The sequence below is a fragment of the Ensifer sp. SL37 genome (assembly GCF_026672675.1).
Classification (GTDB): Bacteria; Pseudomonadota; Alphaproteobacteria; order Rhizobiales; family Rhizobiaceae; genus Ensifer; species Ensifer adhaerens.
In genome coordinates this window covers 486,395-507,866 of record NZ_JAPPRN010000002.1, presented here as the reverse complement: position 1 = coordinate 507,866, position 21,472 = coordinate 486,395, and the positions used below count along the sequence as shown (strand labels likewise).

The following is a 21,472-nucleotide window of genomic DNA, read 5'->3' as shown; positions in this document are numbered from 1 at the left end:
CGCTAATTCCCGGACAGCGATTTCGGTAAATCCCGGACAGTCTTCTCGGCGACAAAAGATCGACTTTCGCCCGCGCCGTCTTTGTCATTCTGCACCTCGATTTGAACGAGGTGGGGTGAATGGCGAGACGGAAGCAGGCGAGACTTACGAGTGTGAAGGACATTCGATCGATTTTGAGACTGGCGCACGAACAAGGGCTTTCTGTTCGGGCGATATCGGAACGGCTGAAGATCAGCAAAACGACCGTGTCGACCTACCTTCTGCGGGCTCGGGAAGAGGGTCTGTCATGCTGGCCCCTGCCGCCCGGCCTTGATGACGACGCCGTTTTGCAGCGTCGCCTGTTCCACCGCCGCGGGCGGCCGCCGCAGGATCTGGATGAGCCCAGTTGGGCGAACATCGCCAGCGAGCTGAAGCGCAAAGGGGTGACGCTGACACGTATCCATCCGAGCAGGGCCGCAGGATTTTGAGCGCCGCGCGTGGTAACGTGGGTTCATGGAGATCGATGAGGACAAGATCGACGATGCGGTTTTGGCGCTGCTATGGCTGACGCTGCATAACGAACGCTGTGCCTGGAAGGGCTTCGACTGGGCAACGACGGATCGGCTTCACAAGAAGGGCTTGATCGGCGACCCAGTCAACAAGTCGAAGTCATTGATCCTGACCGATGAAGGCTTGGCGCGTTCGGAAGCATTGTTCCGGGAGCTGTTTACGCGAAACGCCGCAATAGCCGTCCCTTTGTGTGTCTTCCATTGCCACGGCAGCAGTTCGTGCAGGCGGGAGACGGGAAGATCGGCGATGCGGCTAAACACATCGGCGAGCCACGCCTTTGGGTCGACGTCGTTGAGACGGCAAGTCGTGATGACGGAGAGCATGATGGCGGCACGATCGGCCCCACGCTGGGAGCCGGCGAAGGTCCAGTTTCGACGCCCGAGGGCAATTCCTCTCAGCGCGCGCTCGGCCGCATTGTTCGTGAGACAAATCCGGCCATCGTCGAGGAAACGGGCAAAGCCATCCCAGCGCTTCAGCATGTAATCGATCGGCTCGATCACCTCGGACGATTTGCTGAGCGAGGCGCGCTCCCGTTTCAGCCACGCGTGCATGTCATCGAACAGCGGCTTGCTCTTTTCCTGCCGCGCGGCCAGTCGTTCTGCGGCGCTCAATCCATTGATGTCGCGCTCGATCTCAAACAGCGCGTCGTACCGTTGGACGGCCTCCAATGCGATCGGCGAGATTGGCTTGCCCTTGCGCTTGCGGTCGCGGGCATTTTTCTGGATGTCGGCCAGTTCAAAGAATTTGCGCCGCGCGTGCGCATGACAAAAGGCGAAGGTGATCGGCACCGCTTTCTTTTCGGCGACACTGAGCGGCTCGAAGCCATTGTAACAATCACTCTGCAGAATGCCGCCATACGCGGCCAGGTGCTTCTGCGGATGCTCGCCGCGGCGGTCGCTCGACGCATAGTATATGGCCGCCGGCGCTGCCGCGCCGCCGTAGGGCCGGTCATCGCACACGTACGTCCATATTCGCCCGGTCGTGCATTTGTCTTTGGCCTGGATGGGAATGGTGGTGTCGTCGCCAAAAAGCCGCTCGGCCGCGAAGACATGCGTTTCGATCAGATCAAAGATCGGCAGGAGCGCGGCCGTTCCATACCCGACCTGGTCGGCCAACGTCGAGGTCGAAAGCTCGATGCCCTCGCATTTGAACCGGGTGCTCTGGCGGTTGAGCGGGCTATGCATGCCGAACTTATCGAACAGGATCGTCGCCAGCAGATGAGGACCGATAAAGCCGCGTGGCGTGGCATGGAAGGGTGCCGGCGCCTGGCTGATCTTCTCGCAGTCCCGGCAGCTAAATTTCTCGCGTACGGTTTCGATGGGAGTGTCAGGAATTCTGTGCGGTGGGCCGGTTTCATCAGTTGAAGAACCGCTCGCCGAAGATGACGGCGAACTGTGTCTTTGCCTTGATCCACTCCCTCGGCGCGCGCTTCCACTGCTCGGCCGCATTGTTGAGGACCAGATATAACAGCTTCATCGCGGCTTCGTCACCCGGGAAATGGCCGCGCGAGCGCACTGCCCGACGAAGTTTCGAGTTCAACGCCTCGATGGCGTTCGTCGTGTAGATGATGCGGCGGACGCCCTCTGGGAAGGCGAAGAAGGGAACAACGTGTTCCCAATTGCGCCGCCAGCTTTGAGAGATGGCAGGGTATTTCTGGCCCCAATACCCTTCCTCGAAAGCCTCCAGCGCCTTCATTCCAGCCTCGGCATCTCGAGCACGATAGATGGCTCTCAACGCCGGTACGACGGGTTTGCGATCCTTGTAGGACACGAACTCCAGAGAATGCCGGATCAGGTGGACGATGCAGGTCTGGACGATCGTCTGAGGGAAGACGGTACGTAATGGCTTCGGGAAAGCCCTTCAGGCCATCGACCACGGCGATCAGGATGTCCTGGCAGCCACGGCTTTTCAGCTCATTCATCACGCGCAACCAGAACTTTGCCCCTTCGGTCTGCTCGATCCAGAGCCCGAGGATTTCCTTTGTGCCGTCCGCCAGAACTGCGAGCGCGACATAAACGGCCTTGTTGCGAACGAAGCCTTCGTCCCGGATCTTGACCCGGATGGCATCGAAGAACACGAGGGGATAGCACAGCTCGAGCGGGCGGTTTTGCCACTCGCCAACGGCCTCCAGAACCTGGTCGGTCACCGCCGAGATCAGGTCCGGCGACACGTCGATACCGTAGATTTCTTCGAGGTGGCCCTGGATTTCCCGCACCGTCATGCCGCGCGCGTACATGGAAATGATCTTATCATCGAAATCGGGAAAGCGGCGCTGATATTTGGCGATCAGCTGCGGGTCGAACGTACCGGCCCGGTCGCGCGGGATGGTCAACGTCATCTTCGAGGTACCGGTCAGCACCGTCTTTTTCGAAGATCCATTCCGCCGATTGCCCGACGGTCCTTCGCTGCGATCGACGGCGAGATGTTCATCAAGCTCGGCGTTGAGAATACGCTCCGACAGTGCCTTCTTCAGGTCATCCAGCAAGCCGTCCTTGCCGAAAACATCGGATGGATCACGACCAGCAAGAAGTTGGTCCAGAAGTTCTTTTTCGATAGCCATGTGATGATTCGCTCCTTTTCATCATCATGGCCCACCGCACAGAATTCCTGACACTCCCGGAAAGCGTTGCCGTCGTCCATGCCGCAGATGCCCTCCAGGCGCAGATCCTTGATCAACCGGTCCTGTAGCGTCCGGTTCATCCGTTCGACCCGGCCCTTGGCCTGGCTCGAGTTTGCGCAAAGAATCTCGATGTTTAACTCGCAAAGTGCACGCCCGAACTGGGTCATGCCCTGACCGCCCTTGGCATCCTTCTTCGCCACCCGGAACACCGAATGCTTGTCGGAATAGAACGCGACGGGAGCACCATGCGCCTTCAGATAGAGCTCGAGCGCTTCGAAATAGCTGAACGCACTTTCCGATCGTACGAACCGCAACTGCATCAGCTTGCCGGTCGCATCATCGATGAACACCAGCAATGAACATGGGTCACCGCGATCTTCGAACCAACGATGCTCGGAGCCATCAATCTGCACCAGTTCACCGTAGGCCTCGCGTCGCAACCGCGGCTGATGAAACGTCCGGCGCTGTTTACGCGACAACCACAGTCCGGCATCCGCCATCCAGCTGCGCAACGTCTCGCGCGACACCCGCAATCCATCACGCTCGGCAAGCTTCTCGGCCGCTAGCGTTGGGCCGAAGTCCGCATAGCATTCGCGCACCAGCGCCACCGCGTAATCCCGGACACCGTCGCTGATCCGGTTGTTCGACGGCCGGCCGATCGCCTTGTGCCGGATCGACGCCGCACCGCCAGTGCTGATCCGATCCAACAGACGACGCACCTGGCGGGTACTCAAGCCCAGCACATGAGCCGCCGACACCAGTGTCATCCGCCCGGCGGTCACCTTCGACAAAATCTCGATCCGCTGCAGGCATTGGCCGCCGCGATCGTGTCGATGCCGCGCAGCCGCAGTTCCTTGACCAGGCGATCCTGCAGCGTCTGGTTGGCGCGCTTCATAAAGCGCCCGCCCGAACTGCGTCAGGCCGCTGGTTCTGTCCTGCTTGGAAGCATGGGTGGTGCGGAAGATGCCATGCTTGTCGCTGTAGAAGGCGATCGGCTTGCCCCGTTGCTGCAAGTAGGCCTTCGTCGCGTGCAGATAGTCGAAGGTGTTCTCTGAGGCCGCAAAGCGCAGATGCAACAGCTTGCCGGTGGCGTCGTCGATATAGACGAGCAGGGCGCATTTGGGACCGCGGTTCTCGAACCACCAATGGAGCGAGCCATCGATCTGAACGAGTTCGCCGAAACAATCGCGCCGGCCGCGCGGCTGGAAGACCCGCTTCTTGCGCTCGCGTCGCGACACCCAGATGTCGGCTTCGATCATCCATTGGCGCAGCGTCTCCTTGCTGACGGCAATCCGGTGGCGTTCGATGAGCTTCTCGGCCGCCAAGGTTGGTCCAAAATCCGCGTAATGCTCACGCACCAGGTCGAGCACCAGGTTGCGGAAATCCTCGCTGTGACGCCGGTTGTTCGGACGGCCGCGCTTCTTCGAGACGAGACCGTCGGCGCCGGCCAGGTCATAGGCCTGCAGCAGCCGGTGCACCTGACTGCGGCTGAGACGAAGCAAGGCGGCCGCCTCGACGACGGTCAGGCTGCGGCCGCGAATCCGCTGGATGAGTTCAAGACGATGCAATTCCTTCTGCGACATGGTGATCAAACAAGACATGACGACTCCGAACGCTCATGGTCTCAACCACGCTTCACGTCGCCAGTCTTCCTTCCAAACGTTGACGTTTGACCAGCATCCCAAGAGGCGACGACTGTCGCATGAGCTATGGCGGGAAATGGGTGACGAGGCCGATCAGGCGGCGCGATGGTCAGGGGTCGTCGTTTCGGCGACACCGTCGGTGAATTTGACGCCGGCGATGACCTTTGGCAACTGATTTTCGCCCTTCAGCCGGCGCCAGGTTTTGGCGGCGCTCATGACGAGCTTGAAGACCATGAGCCGTGCTGTGTTGTGGGACAGGCCTCCCTTGGTTCGCACCGTGCGGTGCCTGACGGTGGCGAAGACGCTTTCGATCGGGTTCGAGGTGCGCAGATGGTCCCAGTGTTCGGCCGGGAAGTCGAAGAAGGTCAGCAATGCCTCGTGGTCCTTCGTCAGGCAGTTGACGGCCTTGGGGTATTTGGCCTTGTATTTGTCGACGAAGACGGCGATCGCGACCTCGGCGGTTGCCCGATCCGGGGCATCGCGGACCTCCCTGAGATCGGCCTTCATGTTCGGCTGCACCGACTTCGGCACCTTGTTGAGGATGTTGAGGAGCTTGTGTTGCCAGCACCGTTGATGGCGGGTCGAAGGGAATATCTCCTCCAGCGCCTTCCAGAAGCCGAGCGCGCCGTCGCCCACGGCAATTTCTGGCGCAATCGAAAGCCCGCGGGCCTTCAGCCCGACGAGCAGCTCGCGCCAGCTCTGGGTGCTTTCGCGCACGCCGACTTGAAAGCCGACAAGTTCCTTCTTGCCTTCCGGCGTCGCGCCGATGACGACCAGCATGCAAGCGGCATCGTCCTCCATGCGTGCCTGAAGATAGACCCCGTCGGCCCAGATGTAGACGTAGCGGCGGGCTGACAGGTCGCGGCGTTGCCAGCGATCATAGTCGGCCTGCCACTCCTCCTTCAGCCGGCCAATCACCGAGGGGGACAGGTTCGGTGCGTCCTTGCCGAGTAAGGCGGCAAGCGCCTCCTGGAAATCGCCGGTCGAGATGCCGCGCAGGTAAAGGACCGGCAGCAGAGCGTCGAGGCTCTTCGTGCGTCGTGCCCACTTCGGCAGGATCGCCGACGTGAAGGTGATGCGATCCTCGCCGCAAGTCTCCAAAGCCCGGTCGCGCAGCTTGACGCGGCGCACCGCAACCGGACCGATCCCCGTCTGGATCGTTCTTTCAGGCCCATGGCCGTGCCGCACCACCCGGTCCCGCCCATCGCTCAGGCGTTCGCTGGCCATGGCCGCAAGAAACGCCTCGGCTTCCGCCTCCACGGCCTGTGCCAGAAGCCGGCGCGCGCCTTCGCGTAGAACCGATGTCAGGGGATCATCGAGCGTCTCGGGATGCGGAAAGGAAACAACAGTGCTATCTGTCTTCATGGCGTATCGCTCTTTCATGAGGTTCTGGCAGGCTTGTCACCCGCCTCGATACGCCGCCCTCATCAAACCGTCATCACCCAGTTTCCGTCATAGCTCCTGTCGCATCTCTAACTGGCTCATATGTCGCATTACTAAATAGCCACTACATACAATGTGGCAGCCAAGTTGAACTGTCCGCTTTGGCGCAAAGTTAAAATGTCACTTTGGGCTGCCCTACGGCACGACGACCAGCCCCGATCTGACCGGCTGATCCGGTTGCAAGATCAGATCGGGGTGGGTGGTGGCCACCTCTTCGGCTTTAGCTTTGAGATGTTGCGATGACGGATCATTCCGCAGCATCAAGTCGGGAAAGGGCCTTCTCACGTCGCGCGATCACCACCGGATCGTTCGTGAAGTCCGTCCGCTTGCCCGGCTTGCGGCCACGCGGTTTGTAGCCATTCTTGTCGCTGTTCGTCTTCACGGCCGGCTGCGTCTGCTGGTCCTGACGTTCCTTGATGTAAGCCAGGACATCGGAAAGCCGCTTGTTCTCGGTGATCGCCGCATGCGTCACCCGCTGGTCCTTGTCGAACACCCTGTAGGACAGGGAATGGCCTTTCCACCGCACATCCAATCGGCCATCCGCATAGGCATAGGTTTCGACATAGCGACCAGCCAAACCGCGCGTCACCTCGGTCTCCTCGAGCATGATCCGCTGGCGCTCAAACGAAAACGTCAGTTGCGCTCCGACATAGCGCTGCTCGCGTTTGCACAGGATCTCGGCCAGCCGATCCGGTGCAAGGTTCATCGGCCGGTGCAGGTCATCGGGTCGGGCAGGGACAATGGCAAACCGCGCGTTGTAGTGCTCTATGAAGCCAGGCAAAAATGCATTGCCAGCCTCCATGTCGTCGATACCCGCCAGCCTTAATTCCTTGACCAAGCGATCTTGCAGCGTCCGGTTCATCCGTTCGACGCGACCTTTGGCCTGACTGGAGTTTGCGCAAAGAATCTCGATGTTTAACTCGCAAAGCGCTCGCCCGAACTGCGTCATGCCCTGGCCACCCTTGGCATCCTTCTTCGCCACCCGGAACACCGAATGCTTGTCGGAGTAAAAGGCGACCGGTGCCCCGTGATGCTTGAGATACAGCGCCAGCGCTTCAAAGTAGGTGAAGGCGCTTTCCGAACGCACAAACCGCACCTGCATCAACTTGCCCGTCGCATCATCGACGAACACCAGCAGCGAGCATGACGGCCCACGATCCTCAAACCAGCGATGCTCCGACCCGTCGATCTGCACCAGCTCGCCATAGGCCTCGCGTCGCAAGCGTGGCTGATGAAACGTCCGCCGCTGCTTGCGCGACAGCCAGAGGCCGTCGTCCGACATCCATTGGCGCAGCGTCTCGCGCGATACCGTCAGTCCATCGCGTTCGGCTAGCTTCTCGGCCGCCAACGTCGGTCCGAAGTCCGCATAGCGTTCGCGAACGAGCGTCACCGCATAATCCCGAACACCGTCGCTGATCCGGTTGTTCGAGGGTCGGCCGATCGCCTTATGCCGGATTGAAGCCGCGCCGCCAGTGTTGATCCGCTCCAGCAGACGACGGACCTGACGGGTGCTCAGTTCAAGCACGCGCGCCGCCGACGCCAACGTCATGCGTCCGGCGATCACTTTCGACAAAACCTCAATCCGTTGCAGATCGCGTTCGCTCATCGCAATCAATCCCATCCGCAATCTCCCAGGTCATCAAAACCCGGGGAGAGTGACATTCCAACTTTGCAGGATCAGGACACTTTAACTTTGCGGCTACATACAAAGATCACATAAGATAGATTATGGAACCTGACAGCCATCCGCTATAGAAATCACGCCGACGTCTCTCAAGGGGCGATCATCGAGACATCAGTCCCTCCGTCGCGAGCCGGTTCGGCAGCCTTGTCGAACACTTCACGCCAGCGCGAAACCAGGTCGGCGCAATCGCGCTTTCCAAGCCTCTCTGCGAGCCACTCGAATTGGGCCTCCTCACGCGCGGATAGATCTGTGACGCTTCGGATGTCTCCGCACTTTGGCTCGCCTGCCCCTGGTGCGCTTCTGTTATCTTGGCAAGCAGTCGACAAACCACAAACGGGAGGGATGCGTCACCGACGCCGGAAAACCGCTAAGAGAGGAATGACGGCCTCCCCGCCCGGACTTAGTTTCGGGCTCCTTTCTCGATTGGCGTGAAGTTGATCAGAAGGGATTTTAGCTCAGTTTCACGGACTCGTCTGGCGGCTTCGCTGGGGCTCACCCAGTCAATTGACCGTTGTTCCTGCTCTTTGAAATCCGGACTTATCTCCGTCACCTCAATTTGGAACATCTCTACGATTAAGGGGACAACACTGCGTCACTGCCGCACGCGGCGGGAGAGCTATGACGGAAACTGGGTGATGACGGTTTGATGAGGGCGGCGTATCGAGGCGGGTGACAAGCCTGCCAGAACCTCATGAAAGAGCGATACGCCATGAAGACAGATAGCACTGTTGTTTCCTTTCCGCATCCCGAGACGCTCGATGATCCCCTGACATCGGTTCTACGCGAAGGCGCGCGCCGGCTTCTGGCACAGGCCGTGGAGGCGGAAGCCGAGGCGTTTCTTGCGGCCATGGCCAGCGAACGCCTGAGCGATGGGCGGGACCGGGTGGTGCGGCACGGCCATGGGCCTGAAAGAACGATCCAGACGGGGATCGGTCCGGTTGCGGTGCGCCGCGTCAAGCTGCGCGACCGGGCTTTGGAGACTTGCGGCGAGGATCGCATCACCTTCACGTCGGCGATCCTGCCGAAGTGGGCACGACGCACGAAGAGCCTCGACGCTCTGCTGCCGGTCCTTTACCTGCGCGGCATCTCGACCGGCGATTTCCAGGAGGCGCTTGCCGCCTTACTCGGCAAGGACGCACCGAACCTGTCCCCCTCGGTGATTGGCCGGCTGAAGGAGGAGTGGCAGGCCGACTATGATCGCTGGCAACGCCGCGACCTGTCAGCCCGCCGCTACGTCTACATCTGGGCCGACGGGGTCTATCTTCAGGCACGCATGGAGGACGATGCCGCTTGCATGCTGGTCGTCATCGGCGCGACGCCGGAAGGCAAGAAGGAACTTGTCGGCTTTCAAGTCGGCGTGCGCGAAAGCACCCAGAGCTGGCGCGAGCTCCTCGTCGGGCTGAAGGCCCGCGGGCTTCGATTGCGCCAGAAATTGCCGTGGGCGACGGCGCGCTCGGCTTCTGGAAGGCGCTGGAGGAGATATTCCCTTCGACCCGCCATCAACGGTGCTGCCAACACAAGCTCCTCAACATCCTCAACAAGGTGCCGAAGTCGGTGCAGCCGAACATGAAGGCCGATCTCAGGGAGGTCCGCGATGCCCCGGATCGGGCAACCGCCGAGGTCGCGATCGCCGTCTTCGTCGACAAATACAAGGCCAAATATCCCAAGGCCGTCAACTGCCTGACGAAGGACCACGAGGCATTGCTGACCTTCTTCGACTTCCCGGCCGAACACTGGGACCATCTGCGCACCTCGAACCCGATCGAAAGCGTCTTCGCCACCGTCAGGCACCGCACGGTGCGAACCAAGGGAGGCCTGTCCCACAACACAGCACGGCTCATGGTCTTCAAGCTCGTCATGAGCGCCGCCAAAACCTGGCGCCGGCTGAAGGGCGAAAATCAGTTGCCAAAGGTCATCGCCGGCGTCAAATTCACCGACGGTGTCGCCGAAACGACGACCCCTGACCATCGCGCCGCCTGATCGGCCTCGTCACCCATTTCCCGCCATAGCTCGATGTCCCCCAGCCAATCGACCGATCCGCGCAGTCGCTTCAAAAGAGCAACGTCGGAAATCGCCGCCACATCATTCAGACCAGCCCAGGCGGCGGCTGAACGCAAGCTCATGCCGCCGGGCCCGTAAGCCAATGCCAGCCGCAGCAAGGTCGCGGCGTCACCAACACCACGTCGCCGCACAAGCGCACCCGAAGTACGCGCGGTCGCGCCGAGATCAATGACACGCTCCAGCTTCGACAGCAGCCTGGACCAATCGGGATCGATGGAATCAGTTGTTCGCATCTACCTTATGAATCACAGACAGATTGAACTAAGCCGCTAGTCGCGGCAATTGGTGGCCTCTTTGAGAGATGTCTCCTGTCTGAGAGGATTTGGGTGTTGCAAACCCACCCTTCAGACAGGAGATCCAGATGGCCGAGATGAGCCCTCTGCGTCGCCGGATGATCGAGGACATGACGGTCCGCAATCTTTCTCCGGCCACGCAGCAATCCTATCTTTATGCAGTCGCAAAGTTTAGCCGCCATTTCGGCCGATCACCGGCTCGGCTCGGCCTGGACGAGGTCCACGCCTTCCAGGTTCACCTTGTGTCGACGGGCATCTCCTGGTCCGGATTGAACCAGATCGTCTGCGCCCTCCGGTTCCTCTATGGCGTGACGCTCGGCCAGAATACGATCCCGGAGCATATTCCGTATGCGCGCGAGCCACGCCAGTTGCCGGTTGTTCTTTCGAGCGACGAGGTGGTCGACTTTCTGCAAGCCGTCTCCAGCTTGAAGGCGCGGGTGGCTCTGACAACGGCTTATGCCGCCGGCCTGAGGGTTTCGGAGGTCTGTGGTCTTCGCGCCAACGATATCGACAGCTCAAGGATGGTGATCCACATCACGCGTGGCAAAGGCGGCAAAGCCCGCTACGTCATGCTGTCGCCGGAACTGCTCGGGATCCTGCGCAGCTATTGGCGGTTGGCGCGGCCCAAGGACATCGTGTTTCCTGGGCGCGATCCAGACAAGCCGATCGCGCCGTCGGTGCTGCATTCCGCCTGCCGTTCGGCGATTGCGGCGGCGGGTCTTTCCAAGCACGTCACCGTCCATACGTTGCGGCATTCCTTTGCCACTCACCTGCTCGAGAACGGGACCGATATCCGCATCATCCAGGTCCTGCTCGGTCACGCCCACCTCTCCACGACAGCGCGCTATACGCAGGTCTCTACCGACACGATCCGGTCGATGGCCAGTCCGCTCGATCGGTTACGACTGGAGGTGACGCCGCCGGAATCGTGATCGGTTGCGTCCCACCTTCGAAGTCGCCGACATCTTTCGGCGACATGGGAGCTCCTACAGACGTGAGAACGCCGGTCATCTTGGCCGCGGCAAACGACGCGTCATGGGCGCGATCGAAGCCTGGCGGACGCCGAGGCTCGGCGGTCACGTCGATGCCTGCGACGATTGCGGCAGGACCCGCATCTCCTATAATTCCTGCCGCAATCGCCATTGCCCGAAGTGCGAAGGCGCGGCCCGCAAGGAGTGGGTCGCTGCACGCGTCGCCGATCTGTTGCCGGTCCCGTACTTTCATGTGGTCTTCACGCTACCACCGGGCATCGCCGAGATCGCTTTCCACAACAAGGCGGTCGTCTATGCATTGCTGATGCGCATCGTGGCCCAGACGCTGCAGACCGTTGCCGCCGATCCCAAGCGGCTGGGCGCCGAGATCGGCATCGTCGCCGTGCTTCACACCTGGGGCCAGGCCATGACCCATCATCCCCATGTTCATTGCGTCGTGCCCGGCGGCGGTCTCTCGCCCGACAGAGCTAGGTGGGTGGCATGCCGGCCGGGCTTCTTTCTGCCCGTGCGCGTACTGTCGCGGCTGTTTCGGCGGCTCTTTCTGACGGCCCTTGCTAGAGCCTTCGCTCACGGTGAACTCCGCTTCTCCAACGAACTCAGCCATCTCAACGATGACGAGGCGTTCACCCGCCATCTCGCGCGTGCGCGCCGCGTCGAATGGGTCGTCTATTCGAAGCCACCGTTCGGCGGCCCCGACCAGGTGCTCGCCTATCTCGTCCGCTACACCCATCGTGTTGCCATCGCCAACAGCCGCATCGTCGAGGTCGATGATGACCACGTTGCCTTCCGATGGAAGGATTACCGTGGCAAGGGTCGCGACCGCGAGAAGATCATGCGCCTTGACCCGCACGAGTTCATCCGGCGTTTTCTTCTACACGTGCTCCCGGACGGCTTCCACCGCATGCGCCACTTCGGCTTTCTCGCCAATAGCCACCGACGGGATCGTATCGGCCTCTGCAGGCAGATCCTCGATCAACCATCATCAGCAGGGGAGCGGTCGCAGGCAGGCAAATCACAGCCCGGGCAATCCCACGAATGCCCTGACTGCCGGCGTCCCATGCGTAGGACAGGAATCACTGTTGCGCCTGTTTCGCCGCCCCGGCCATCATCTTTCTGGTGCGATACATCATGAACTCCGACAATCCGCACCCCCTCCCATATGCCCACAAAACCAAGCGCCGCGCCGGCGCGCGATACCGCGTGGCCCTGGCCACACCGAAAGACCGACAGTGTGCATTGAGAGCGCAAAAATCGCTTCCTATCGTCCGGCAAGCTGCTCGCGAAGGTCGCCAGATCACCACAAAAATCGGCGGTGCGATTGCCGTCCACGACGAATCCGCTATCGTCATCAAGCGGCGTGCTTTACTATTCCCATAACGGCGCCAAACAACCCGCGCCTTACTTCAATCCGGCTTATGTGAGGTCGCTCGAGCTCGCCGCGACGACGGATGCGACCTCACATAACCCTCCAGATTCAGGCCGTCTAGCCCTTAAGTTAGCGCATATGGGGGGACTCCCCACCGTTTAACAAGCGGATTTTTGAGCGGCCAGAGAGGGGTCGAAGGTGGTGCCCGTTTTGAGCATGGCGCTGGCGACGGCAAGGAGGCGGTCGGCGACGGATCGCAGGGCTCGACCGTGGCTGTGACCTCGGCTTCGAAGGGCCGCGTATTTCAATCGGCTTCTGAGGTCGTGTTGAACGGCGACGCGCGCCCAATGGTACATGGCGTTGGCCAGTCGGTCATGGCAAGCCTGTCTTCTGACGACGATGCAGCTCTTGCCCGAGCGCTTGGTGACCGGCGCGACTCCTGTCAAGCTGCGCAAAGCGGCGTAATCACGCCGCTGCAGGGCATCGAACGCTTCTGCGAGCAGCGTGGCGAGGACGATCCTTCCTACTCCCGGCAAGGATGCAAGGATCTCCACGTCATGCTTCCGCTGCCCCGGCTCGGCCTCCGTGACCGGAACGAGGCTGGCGGTCAGGCCATCGAGCCGATGATGCGCTTGTGTGAGCTGCCGGTTGACCAGGCGGATGCGGGCAATGAGCGTGGTGACGTGGGCGCTGGCGGATTCGGTCGTTCCGGCGGCGACTTTGAGCGGCGGCTGGCGCAACACATCGAGCACACGGGCGGCGCTGAACCGGCGGATGCGATGGCGCTTGAGAAGCTTGGCGATCGTCACCTCGCGGATGCGCGCGGCTTTATCCGGTGTCGGCGCGGTCTCCCAGAGATCGAGCAACCACTCTGCCCCCAGGTCGCTTTCGAGCTCCAGCAGTGCGGGGAAGTAGCGCCAGAGCTGCTCGCGCATGCGGTTCGTCAACCGGTTGCGCTCGTCACTGAGGTCTTCGGCGATGCGCGACCACTCGCGCAATTCAACGACGACGGGGTCGGCGACAGCAAGCAGCCGGAAGCAACGCGGATCGGTGCGCAGGGCGGAGGCCATCACTTCGGCATCGCGGCTGTCGTCCTTGGCACCGGCCAGGGTGAACCGGTCGCGGAACCGATCCATTTGTTTCGGGTTGATGGCGTGCGCCTTGAAGCCGCGCTCCATCAGCGTCTCGACCACGGGGCCGTACGGCACCTCGATTGCGACCTGGATTTCATCCCCCTCAACCGCGCCGCTCGCCGCCATCAGCCAGGCCGTCATCTCGGCGAGCCCTTCGCCACCGTGCCTGAAGACCCTTTCGCCGATTTTCCGGCCATCCCCGTCCGTGAGGAACACATGATGGCTCTCCGACGCCCAGTCGACGCCAGCAATATCTTTGATCAGTCATGCCTACTCCCCGTTTGAGCCTACGAGCCACCGCGATCTTCGCCGATCCCTGTACTGGCGCTCGGAAAAGGCACAGGTCCGGCGCGAACTCCCCACGGGGCATCGATCACGGCCAATCCGACGGGGCACGTGTCCCCCCCAGGTGCTCGAAGCACAGGGGGCGGTGGGTCGCTCCCGACGAATCGGCTCGGTTCGGGAAGGCTACGCCAATTCGGGCCGTCGCCCATGGTGCAGGGAAGTTCCGCTACGCTTCACGTCGCCACACAAGGCGAGCATCCCAAGAACCGCGTGAGAAGGGTACAGGGGGGGCGAACAATGCCGCGAAGTCAGCCCAGATTATTCGGAAGTTGAGCAAGGAGGCTGAACTTCGACTTCAGTTCGTCAAGCCCGCGCTGGATCTCATTGTTGGCGATCGCACTTTCAGCCTTTTGAGCCATCTGCTCAATTTGGCGCATCGCAACCTTGTGCATGTTCTCTTGAGTAGCACGCTCAACGCTTTGCCGCTGACGATGTTGCTGACCAGCATATGCCTGGGCGTTTTGTTGTACTGGGCTCGTCTCAACACCCGGGGTCAAGGCCGTCATCGCGTTAAAGCCGGACAATCCACCTATCATTCCAAATACTCCAAATAGCTATAACGACACGACGCATCGCGCTTTTTATTGGGCGCTATGCGTCGCGGTAACCTTAGTACGACGAAGAGCCGCTGAGCTTATCCGCGGTGGCCTTCAGGGCCGCCTCAGAGTTTGCCTGCGCATCGGTCGCATCCTTTGAATCGATGTTCCGGATTGCACGATCGGAAGCCATTTTCATGCTTTCCATCTGGCGCTGATGCTCACGCTCGTTGTTTGCCATGGTGAGCTCTCGCTGCTCTTTCAAATGGCGGTCTTGCTGAGCCTGCAGCTCGTCCATGCCGGAGCTTCCGGAATTACCCGAAACAGCGGAAACTGCAGAGGCGACGCCCTCAAGCACACTGGCAGCGGCCGGAATGGCGGCAAGAAGTCCTGGAATCATATACTTATCCTTTCACGGTTTTCTATCGAACGGCCAAAGCCGTCTATCTACGCCACACACGGCGTTGGTGCCGATGAGAGTACACGCCTAAGACCGCGACCATGATCGCTCCCGCCTACACAAGCGGTCGCCCAGGTCGTTAGTCTTGCCTCGGCCTTGCCAAGTGCACTGCATGCCCTGCATCTAAATTAAAACCTACAGATAAAATGCAAAATAGTCTTATAGTCTTTTGAAATGGCTTGACGGGTCGCAATTGAATCTTCACGACCGGGCTTCCGAATTTTCACCGGCGACGCGTTGCGTTGCGGGGGGTCCTGAACGCAACGGGACTTGGAATTATATTACCAAGTGGAAGTTTAACCTCTCAACAGATCGCATCGTTGTGAGGTGGATTGTGACGCCGCCGCAGTCAAGGGGATCGAGAAGGGCAAAAAAATCCAAAGAAACGGGCCGTTGGCGATGGCTTAGCTTGTGGCGACAAGGCCTCACATCGCCGATCGCCCGGCTGGCAGTCTGGGTCGCCGCCGACCGCGCGGTGCCAAAAAAAAGGTGGCCCGATGCGTTGATCAACTGTAAGCGCTCATTTCGGTGCGCGCTATTAGATTAGGCGGCTTGAGCCGGCGGTCAGGCAGGCTGCCTTTTGAAGTTGAATGGTAGCAGGTCGTCGATGTCGGCGTTGTCGGGACGCTGCGGCAGTTCGGTGAGAACGTGCCGCAACCACGCGAATGGTTCGACGCCACAGGCGCGACAGGTCAACATCAGGCTGTAGGTGACGGCGCTGGCCTTGGCTCCATCGACGGTGTCGCTGAACAACCACGATTTTCGGCCGGTGGCAAAAATTCTAATGTCGCGCTCGAGTAAATTGTTATCAATCGGCATCCTACCGTCGTCGGTATAGCGGGTCAGATATTCCCATTGATTGCGCGTATAGGAGACGGCGTCGCCAAGCTTGGTGTCGGGCACGACTTTTGGAGCGATCGCGTCGAGCCACGCCTTGAGGGCGTTCAGGACCGGGACGCTGTGTTTCTGGCGAAAGCGGCGCATGTAGTGAGAGTGTCAGGAATTCTGTGCGGTGGGCCATGATGATGAAAAGGAGCGAATCATCACATGGCTATCGAAAAAGAACTTCTGGACCAACTTCTTGCTGGTCGTGATCCATCCGATGTTTTCGGCAAGGACGGCTTGCTGGATGACCTGAAGAAGGCACTGTCGGAGCGTATTCTCAACGCCGAGCTTGATGAACATCTCGCCGTCGATCGCAGCGAAGGACCGTCGGGCAATCGGCGGAATGGATCTTCGAAAAAGACGGTGCTGACCGGTACCTCGAAGATGACGTTGACCATCCCGCGCGACCGGGCCGGTACGTTCGACCCGCAGCTGATCGCCAAATATCAGCGCCGCTTTCCCGATTTCGATGATAAGATCATTTCCATGTACGCGCGCGGCATGACGGTGCGGGAAATCCAGGGCCACCTCGAAGAAATCTACGGTATCGACGTGTCGCCGGACCTGATCTCGGCGGTGACCGACCAGGTTCTGGAGGCCGTTGGCGAGTGGCAAAACCGCCCGCTCGAGCTGTGCTATCCCCTCGTGTTCTTCGATGCCATCCGGGTCAAGATCCGGGACGAAGGCTTCGTTCGCAACAAGGCCGTTTATGTCGCGCTCGCAGTTCTGGCGGACGGCACAAAGGAAATCCTCGGGCTCTGGATCGAGCAGACCGAAGGGGCAAAGTTCTGGTTGCGCGTGATGAATGAGCTGAAAAGCCGTGGCTGCCAGGACATCCTGATCGCCGTGGTCGATGGCCTGAAGGGCTTTCCCGAAGCCATTGCGGCGTCTTCCCTCAGACGATCGTCCAGACCTGCATCGTCCACCTGATCCGGCATTCTCTGGAGTTCGTGTCCTACAAGGATCGCAAACCCGTCGTACCGGCGTTGAGAGCCATCTATCGTGCTCGAGATGCCGAGGCTGGAATGAAGGCGCTGGAGGCTTTCGAGGAAGGGTATTGGGGCCAGAAATACCCTGCCATCTCTCAAAGCTGGCGGCGCAATTGGGAACACGTTGTTCCCTTCTTCGCCTTCCCAGAGGGCGTCCGCCGCATCATCTACACGACGAACGCCATCGAGGCGTTGAACTCGAAACTTCGTCGGGCAGTGCGCTCGCGCGGCCATTTCCCGGGTGACGAAGCCGCGATGAAGCTGTTATATCTGGTCCTCAACAATGCGGCCGAGCAGTGGAAGCGCGCGCCGAGGGAGTGGATCGAGGCAAAGACACAGTTCGCCGTCATCTTCGGCGAGCGGTTCTTCAACTGATGAAACCGGCCCACCGCACAGAATTCCTGACACTCCCTCGGGATGTAGGTCAGATCCGTTGCCCAGACCTGGTTGGGCCGATCGACCTTCAGAGCGCGCAGCAAATAGGGATAGATCTTGTGCCCATCGCCGGGTGCTGACGTGCGCGGCTTGCGGTAAAGCGCCGCGATCCCCATGCGTTTCATCAGGGTCCGCACATGCAGTCGGCCGACGTCAAACGCCTTCGCGCGTCAGAAGCTTCTGCAGCATCCGGCTGCCCGCGAACGGGTAGTCCAGATGCAGCTCGTCGATCCGACGCATCAGCGCAAGATCCGCCGGCGACGCCGGTTGTGGCATGTAGTAGACGATGCTGCGACTGATCCCCAAAGCTCGGGCCTGGCGGGTGATGGACAGTTCGTGATCGCGGTCGATCATTTCTTTACGCTCCCCAACAGTCCCGCCTTGGTGAGCGCGCCGGATAAAAAATCGTTCTCCAGCGAAAGCTCCCCGATCTTGGCGTGCAGCGTCTTTACATCCACCGCAGGCTCCGACGGCTTTGATCCCGTGTCGAAGATCGCCGTCATGCCCGCAAGCGCCTGATCTCGCCACGTCGTGATCTGGTTGGCGTGAACGTCGTATTGTTGCGCAAGCTCCGATAACGTCTTCTCCCCCTGGATCGCAGCAAGGGCTACACGCGCCTTGAAGGCTGCGCTGTGGTTTCGGCGGGGTCGTCTGCTCAAGTGATTCTCCTGTTACGGCACTCTCGCCGCTCTCAGCCAGAAATTCCACTTAACGACCTGTCCAATTTTCCCGAGCCACCTCTATACCTTCGAAAAAGAGCGAAGTGAGGAGTTCGAAGCCGTTTTGACAGAACACGGTTCACAACGGGGTACGATACACAATCAACATCTCTTTGCTTGCGCTCGTACCTTTCACCCGACAAAGGTGTCGTTTACCCGAACCCAGTGGCGCAAGCGGCTTGCACGACTGAAGAGCTCGGCTTCTCCGCCATAGCGATCCTCGCCATGGCCAAGGATGCAACGGAGCCGACCGGTTGGATCTCTGGGCCAAACGGGCGGGCATCTCCGGATTTGCTCGCGCCGATCTTCAAATAGAAATTTAAGAATGCGAGAGCCTATGTTCTATGCGACCAGGTTCAGCGATTTACCTGCGCGCAAAGCCGTTGCATCCACACGCCCATCGTCTTCGCGATTAACGATCGCGTTCAATTTGTCGAAGAGGACGCTTGCGGCTTTGAAGGATAGCGCTTCCCTGTTGTGAAAGAGGCCGAAGCGAAACAAAGCGGTGCTCGGCAGGCTTGGCACGAGAGCAGCTTTGCACGGTAGTGACCTCAACAGATATTGGGGGATTGGAGTGCACACTTCACCCTTGGCAACAAAATGCGAGCGGACCAGGTAATCGTCAACCCGTGCGACGATATTGTGGGCAATGCCAGCTTCATCAAGCAATCGCTTCGCATAGTAGGTGTAGGGGGACTGACTGGTTTCAAGGATTACCGGGATCGGTTCATCACCCCTGCTGGCGTTGCTCCAGGGAGCGCAACCCACGAAAACCAGGGGCAAGTCGATCACAAGATCCGGAGCGCTCTCATAGTGAAACAGAGGGCGCGCCGCCGCATCGAGCTCGCCGCGCGTAAACATTTCTGCGAGCGCCGCCAGGTGACCGATATGAATTTCGAATTCCCGCCCAAGCTCAAGATAACCGTCAGGGGTGCGGCAATAATGGGCGGCGAGGCCGTCACTGATACCAAGCCGCGGCTTCGATCTCTTCTCTCCACGGGCGATCCCGCGCAGCGTGTTCTCCGCCTCGACGATTGTAGCAATCAGACTAGCGACCGCATCGGAGCGGACCGTCAGGGTGTTGCCATTGCGCGAGGCAACGGAGATGCCGGACAGCTTTTCGAATCGGGCAATTTGCTGGGAAACCGCCGGCTGGCTGATCCCCAAATGTTCGGCCGCAATTGACACACTCCGGTGTGTCAAAACCTCTTGCACGCAGCGGATTGTGCCCAAAGATAAACGGTGTGAATCTAGAAACTTGCTCATTGATCCTCCAGTCGCGGCGATCAGTTGCGGGAGCGGTTATGGACTTGTTCTTGGGGTCTATTTTTTAACCCAAGAATAAGCCCAACGATCTTGCGCGTCCGTCTCTCGCAGGCCGCATCTAACACGTGTGGGAACTCGCCTCTTCACCCTATTTTTTTAGGGGCTGACTTGCATATAAGTTTGTCTTTTAGAATGTGGAAACGTAAGTTACGTGGCAATTGGAGGATTGACGTGCGCAAGTTGGAACAGTTGAACGTCAGCGTATCCTCTGGCGGAGACAAAGCGGTCGAGACAATCGATGCAGCCGCCATTCGTGCGCAGCTCAATCGCATCACAAGCAGCAAAGAGTTTGACGTTCCGGAGCGTGGGCGCCGATTCCTGACCTACGTGGTTGAAGAGACCTTGGCCGGTCGCGCCCAGAGGATCAAAGCTTACTCGATTGCAACCGAGGTTTTCGGACGCGACGCAACGTTTGAGCCACAGACAGACCCGATTGTCCGCATCGAAGCAGCCAAGATACGCAAGTCCTTGGAACGATACTATCTTCTTGCTGGTCAGAACGATCCCGTCATCCTCACAATACCGAGAGGCAGCTACTGTCCGAGCTTCTCCAAGAACAGTCACATTATCGATATCAACGATGCCCCACATATGTCCGAGCCATCGGACCACAGGGCGCCACCTTCAAACGGCCGGACCCGGCGCAGTAAAGCCGCAATCGGATGGCTCTTGGCATTCGTCGTTGTCGCATGCGCAGCGATTTCACTCGCCCTCATGCTGGATCGAACGCCTCCCACCAGGCAATCGCAGCCCCCAACAACACCAAGGCTCCTCGTCCAACCGTTTGAGGCACTGCCCCCAAGTGACAGTTCAACATTGATCGCACGAGGGCTGACGAGTGAGATTATTGGACAATTGGCGAGCTTCAAGGAGATTGAAACAAGCGTTGGATCCGAGCAAGAAGATGGAGAGGGCAAGATCCGCTACGTCCTGCAGGGCGAGGTACGAATAGGTGGCGAAAGCCTTCGCCTGACGGTGCGCTTGATTGACAGTATTGGTGGCGTCGTCGTTTGGGCCAGGAGTTATGGTGAGACGTTGCGCGTAAAAGACGTCGTTGAACTTGAGGTCCGAATTGCCGATGAAATAGCAGCAGCACTAGCACATCCTTACGGTGCTATTTTTCAGGCGGATGCGGCTCGTTTTACTCACACGCAACCGGACGATTGGGGCGCATACGCTTGCACTCTGGCATTCTACGGATATAGCGCCAACCCAAACCCCAAGGAACACTCAAACGTTCAACGGTGTTTAAAGAGTTCCGTGGCGCAATTTCCGGATTACTCGACCGGCTGGGCGCTCCTCGCACTCAGCTACGTCGATGAATTTCGCTTCCGCTTTTCCACGACAGGATCCGCAAGGTTCGCTCTGGATCGTGCCGATGAAGCTTCTCGCCGTGCCGTCGAGCTAGCTCCTCAGAACACGCGCGCTTTGCAAGCGCGTATGCTAGCATTGTTTTTTCAAGGAGATATAGAAACGGCCGTAAGCGTTGGCGCCCGTGCTTATGCTCTCAACACAAACGACTCTGAGCTCATACTGGAATACGGCTATCGACTTGCGCTGTCGGGCCAATGGGATGAAGGTTGCGGCCTTCTTCTTAAAGTGACGAACCGCGACACCGGGCCCGTGGCCCAACTACAAAAGGCGCTTGCGCTTTGCGCCTACATGCGACGGGACTATCCTGCGGCGGAGCGCTGGGCCAGGGCAAGCAACCTGCCGAACGATCCCATATTCCATTTTATTCTGGCCGCGACGCTCGGCCAGGTTGGTAACGATACCGAGGCGCGTGTTGTGTTGACCTGGATTGAGAAGAACGTGCCGGAGTTGCTTCACAACGTTCGCCAGGAAGTGGCAATTCGGATGCCCCGCGCAATTGACCAGGCACACTTTCTCGACGGCTTGAAAAAGGCCGGTTTTACAATTCCGTCCCAATGATTGCCTTACGCTCGATATCGGCCGTCAGAATTGCTCTTTTCCAGATCATACCGAGGAAAAG

At 59.6% G+C, this 21,472-nt stretch carries 9 protein-coding genes and 12 pseudogenes; 7 read left to right on the top strand and 14 right to left on the bottom strand.

Annotation, left to right across the window (positions count from 1 at the left end):
- Positions 1 to 119 precede the first annotated feature (119 nt).
- Positions 120 to 434 (top strand): annotated as a pseudogene (locus OVA00_RS10290) (sigma factor-like helix-turn-helix DNA-binding protein); the annotation flags it as partial.
- Between the two features lie 58 nt (positions 435 to 492).
- A pseudogene (locus OVA00_RS10285) lies at positions 493 to 714 on the top strand (DUF6429 family protein); the annotation flags it as partial.
- 8 nt (positions 715 to 722) lie between these two features.
- On the opposite strand, the pseudogene tnpC reads toward OVA00_RS10285, so the two are convergent.
- From tnpC to OVA00_RS10250, 7 genes and pseudogenes are all read right to left on the bottom strand, one after another.
- Positions 723 to 1,868 (bottom strand): annotated as a pseudogene (gene tnpC, locus OVA00_RS10280) (IS66 family transposase); the annotation flags it as partial.
- 37 nt (positions 1,869 to 1,905) lie between these two features.
- A pseudogene (locus OVA00_RS10275) lies at positions 1,906 to 3,109 on the bottom strand (IS256 family transposase).
- A gap of 59 nt (positions 3,110 to 3,168) precedes the next feature.
- A pseudogene (locus OVA00_RS10270) lies at positions 3,169 to 3,978 on the bottom strand (ISNCY family transposase); the annotation flags it as partial.
- Positions 3,978 to 4,770: pseudogene (locus tag OVA00_RS10265) on the bottom strand (ISNCY family transposase); the annotation flags it as partial. The pseudogenes OVA00_RS10265 and OVA00_RS10270, both read right to left, overlap by 1 nt.
- Before the next feature lie 135 nt (positions 4,771 to 4,905).
- Positions 4,906 to 6,177: an IS256 family transposase gene (locus OVA00_RS10260; protein WP_268088859.1), complete on the bottom strand. Its 1,272-nt coding sequence runs from the start codon at positions 6,175 to 6,177 to the stop codon at positions 4,906 to 4,908.
- Positions 6,178 to 6,502: 325 nt separating this feature from the next.
- Complete coding sequence (locus OVA00_RS10255) at positions 6,503 to 7,876, bottom strand: ISNCY family transposase (protein ID WP_060517155.1); 1,374 nt, start codon at positions 7,874 to 7,876, stop codon at positions 6,503 to 6,505.
- A 463-nt stretch (positions 7,877 to 8,339) separates the two neighbouring features.
- Positions 8,340 to 8,525: pseudogene (locus tag OVA00_RS10250) on the bottom strand (NUDIX hydrolase); the annotation flags it as partial.
- Positions 8,526 to 8,648: 123 nt separating this feature from the next.
- On the opposite strand from OVA00_RS10250, the pseudogene OVA00_RS10245 reads away from it, so the two are divergent.
- Positions 8,649 to 9,919 (top strand): annotated as a pseudogene (locus OVA00_RS10245) (IS256 family transposase).
- A 38-nt stretch (positions 9,920 to 9,957) separates the two neighbouring features.
- Here the strand turns inward: OVA00_RS10245 and OVA00_RS10240 are convergent.
- Positions 9,958 to 10,233: pseudogene (locus OVA00_RS10240) on the bottom strand (IS4 family transposase); the annotation flags it as partial.
- 128 nt (positions 10,234 to 10,361) lie between these two features.
- Between OVA00_RS10240 and OVA00_RS10235 the strand changes: the two are divergent.
- Positions 10,362 to 11,225: a tyrosine-type recombinase/integrase gene (locus OVA00_RS10235; RefSeq protein ID WP_268088772.1), complete on the top strand. Its 864-nt coding sequence runs from the start codon at positions 10,362 to 10,364 to the stop codon at positions 11,223 to 11,225.
- A 4-nt stretch (positions 11,226 to 11,229) separates the two neighbouring features.
- Positions 11,230 to 12,417, top strand: coding sequence for an IS91 family transposase (locus tag OVA00_RS10230; protein ID WP_268088774.1), 1,188 nt, complete (start codon positions 11,230 to 11,232; stop codon positions 12,415 to 12,417).
- A gap of 392 nt (positions 12,418 to 12,809) precedes the next feature.
- On the opposite strand, the gene OVA00_RS10225 is transcribed toward OVA00_RS10230, so the two are convergent.
- From OVA00_RS10225 to OVA00_RS10210, 4 genes and pseudogenes are all read right to left on the bottom strand, one after another.
- Positions 12,810 to 14,036, bottom strand: a complete 1,227-nt coding sequence (locus OVA00_RS10225) for an IS110 family transposase (protein ID WP_442780486.1) — start codon at positions 14,034 to 14,036, stop codon at positions 12,810 to 12,812.
- Between the two features lie 341 nt (positions 14,037 to 14,377).
- Positions 14,378 to 14,665 carry a hypothetical protein gene (locus OVA00_RS10220; RefSeq protein WP_268088769.1) on the bottom strand — a complete coding sequence of 96 codons (288 nt, stop codon included), beginning with the start codon at positions 14,663 to 14,665 and terminating at the stop codon, positions 14,378 to 14,380.
- Between the two features lie 73 nt (positions 14,666 to 14,738).
- Entirely contained in the window at positions 14,739 to 15,065 is a 327-nt protein-coding gene (locus tag OVA00_RS10215) for a hypothetical protein (protein ID WP_268088768.1), read from the bottom strand.
- Between the two features lie 624 nt (positions 15,066 to 15,689).
- Positions 15,690 to 16,109, bottom strand: a pseudogene (locus tag OVA00_RS10210) (IS66 family transposase); the annotation flags it as partial.
- 63 nt (positions 16,110 to 16,172) lie between these two features.
- Here OVA00_RS10210 and OVA00_RS10205 point away from each other — a divergent pair.
- Positions 16,173 to 17,374, top strand: a pseudogene (locus OVA00_RS10205) (IS256 family transposase).
- A gap of 38 nt (positions 17,375 to 17,412) precedes the next feature.
- On the opposite strand, the pseudogene OVA00_RS10200 reads toward OVA00_RS10205, so the two are convergent.
- Both OVA00_RS10200 and OVA00_RS10195 read right to left on the bottom strand, forming a co-directional pair.
- Positions 17,413 to 18,093: pseudogene (locus tag OVA00_RS10200) on the bottom strand (IS3 family transposase); the annotation flags it as partial.
- 402 nt (positions 18,094 to 18,495) lie between these two features.
- Entirely contained in the window at positions 18,496 to 19,419 is a 924-nt protein-coding gene (locus OVA00_RS10195) for a LysR family transcriptional regulator (RefSeq protein ID WP_268088773.1), read from the bottom strand.
- A gap of 240 nt (positions 19,420 to 19,659) precedes the next feature.
- On the opposite strand from OVA00_RS10195, the gene OVA00_RS10190 reads away from it, so the two are divergent.
- On the top strand, positions 19,660 to 21,411 hold the full coding sequence (locus OVA00_RS10190; RefSeq protein WP_268088766.1) for a hypothetical protein: 1,752 nt from the start codon (positions 19,660 to 19,662) through the stop codon (positions 21,409 to 21,411).
- The last annotated feature ends 61 nt before the right edge of the window (positions 21,412 to 21,472 follow it).

Coding starts and splice junctions, on each gene's coding strand:
- OVA00_RS10215 (WP_268088768.1), bottom strand. CDS start 15,065: ATGATTCCAGGACTTCTTGCCGCCATTCCGGCCGCTGCCAGTGTGCTT.
- OVA00_RS10235 (WP_268088772.1), top strand. CDS start 10,362: ATGGCCGAGATGAGCCCTCTGCGTCGCCGGATGATCGAGGACATGACG.
- OVA00_RS10220 (WP_268088769.1), bottom strand. CDS start 14,665: ATGATAGGTGGATTGTCCGGCTTTAACGCGATGACGGCCTTGACCCCG.
- OVA00_RS10255 (WP_060517155.1), bottom strand. CDS start 7,876: ATGGGATTGATTGCGATGAGCGAACGCGATCTGCAACGGATTGAGGTT.
- OVA00_RS10195 (WP_268088773.1), bottom strand. CDS start 19,419: ATGAGCAAGTTTCTAGATTCACACCGTTTATCTTTGGGCACAATCCGC.
- OVA00_RS10260 (WP_268088859.1), bottom strand. CDS start 6,177: ATGAAGACAGATAGCACTGTTGTTTCCTTTCCGCATCCCGAGACGCTC.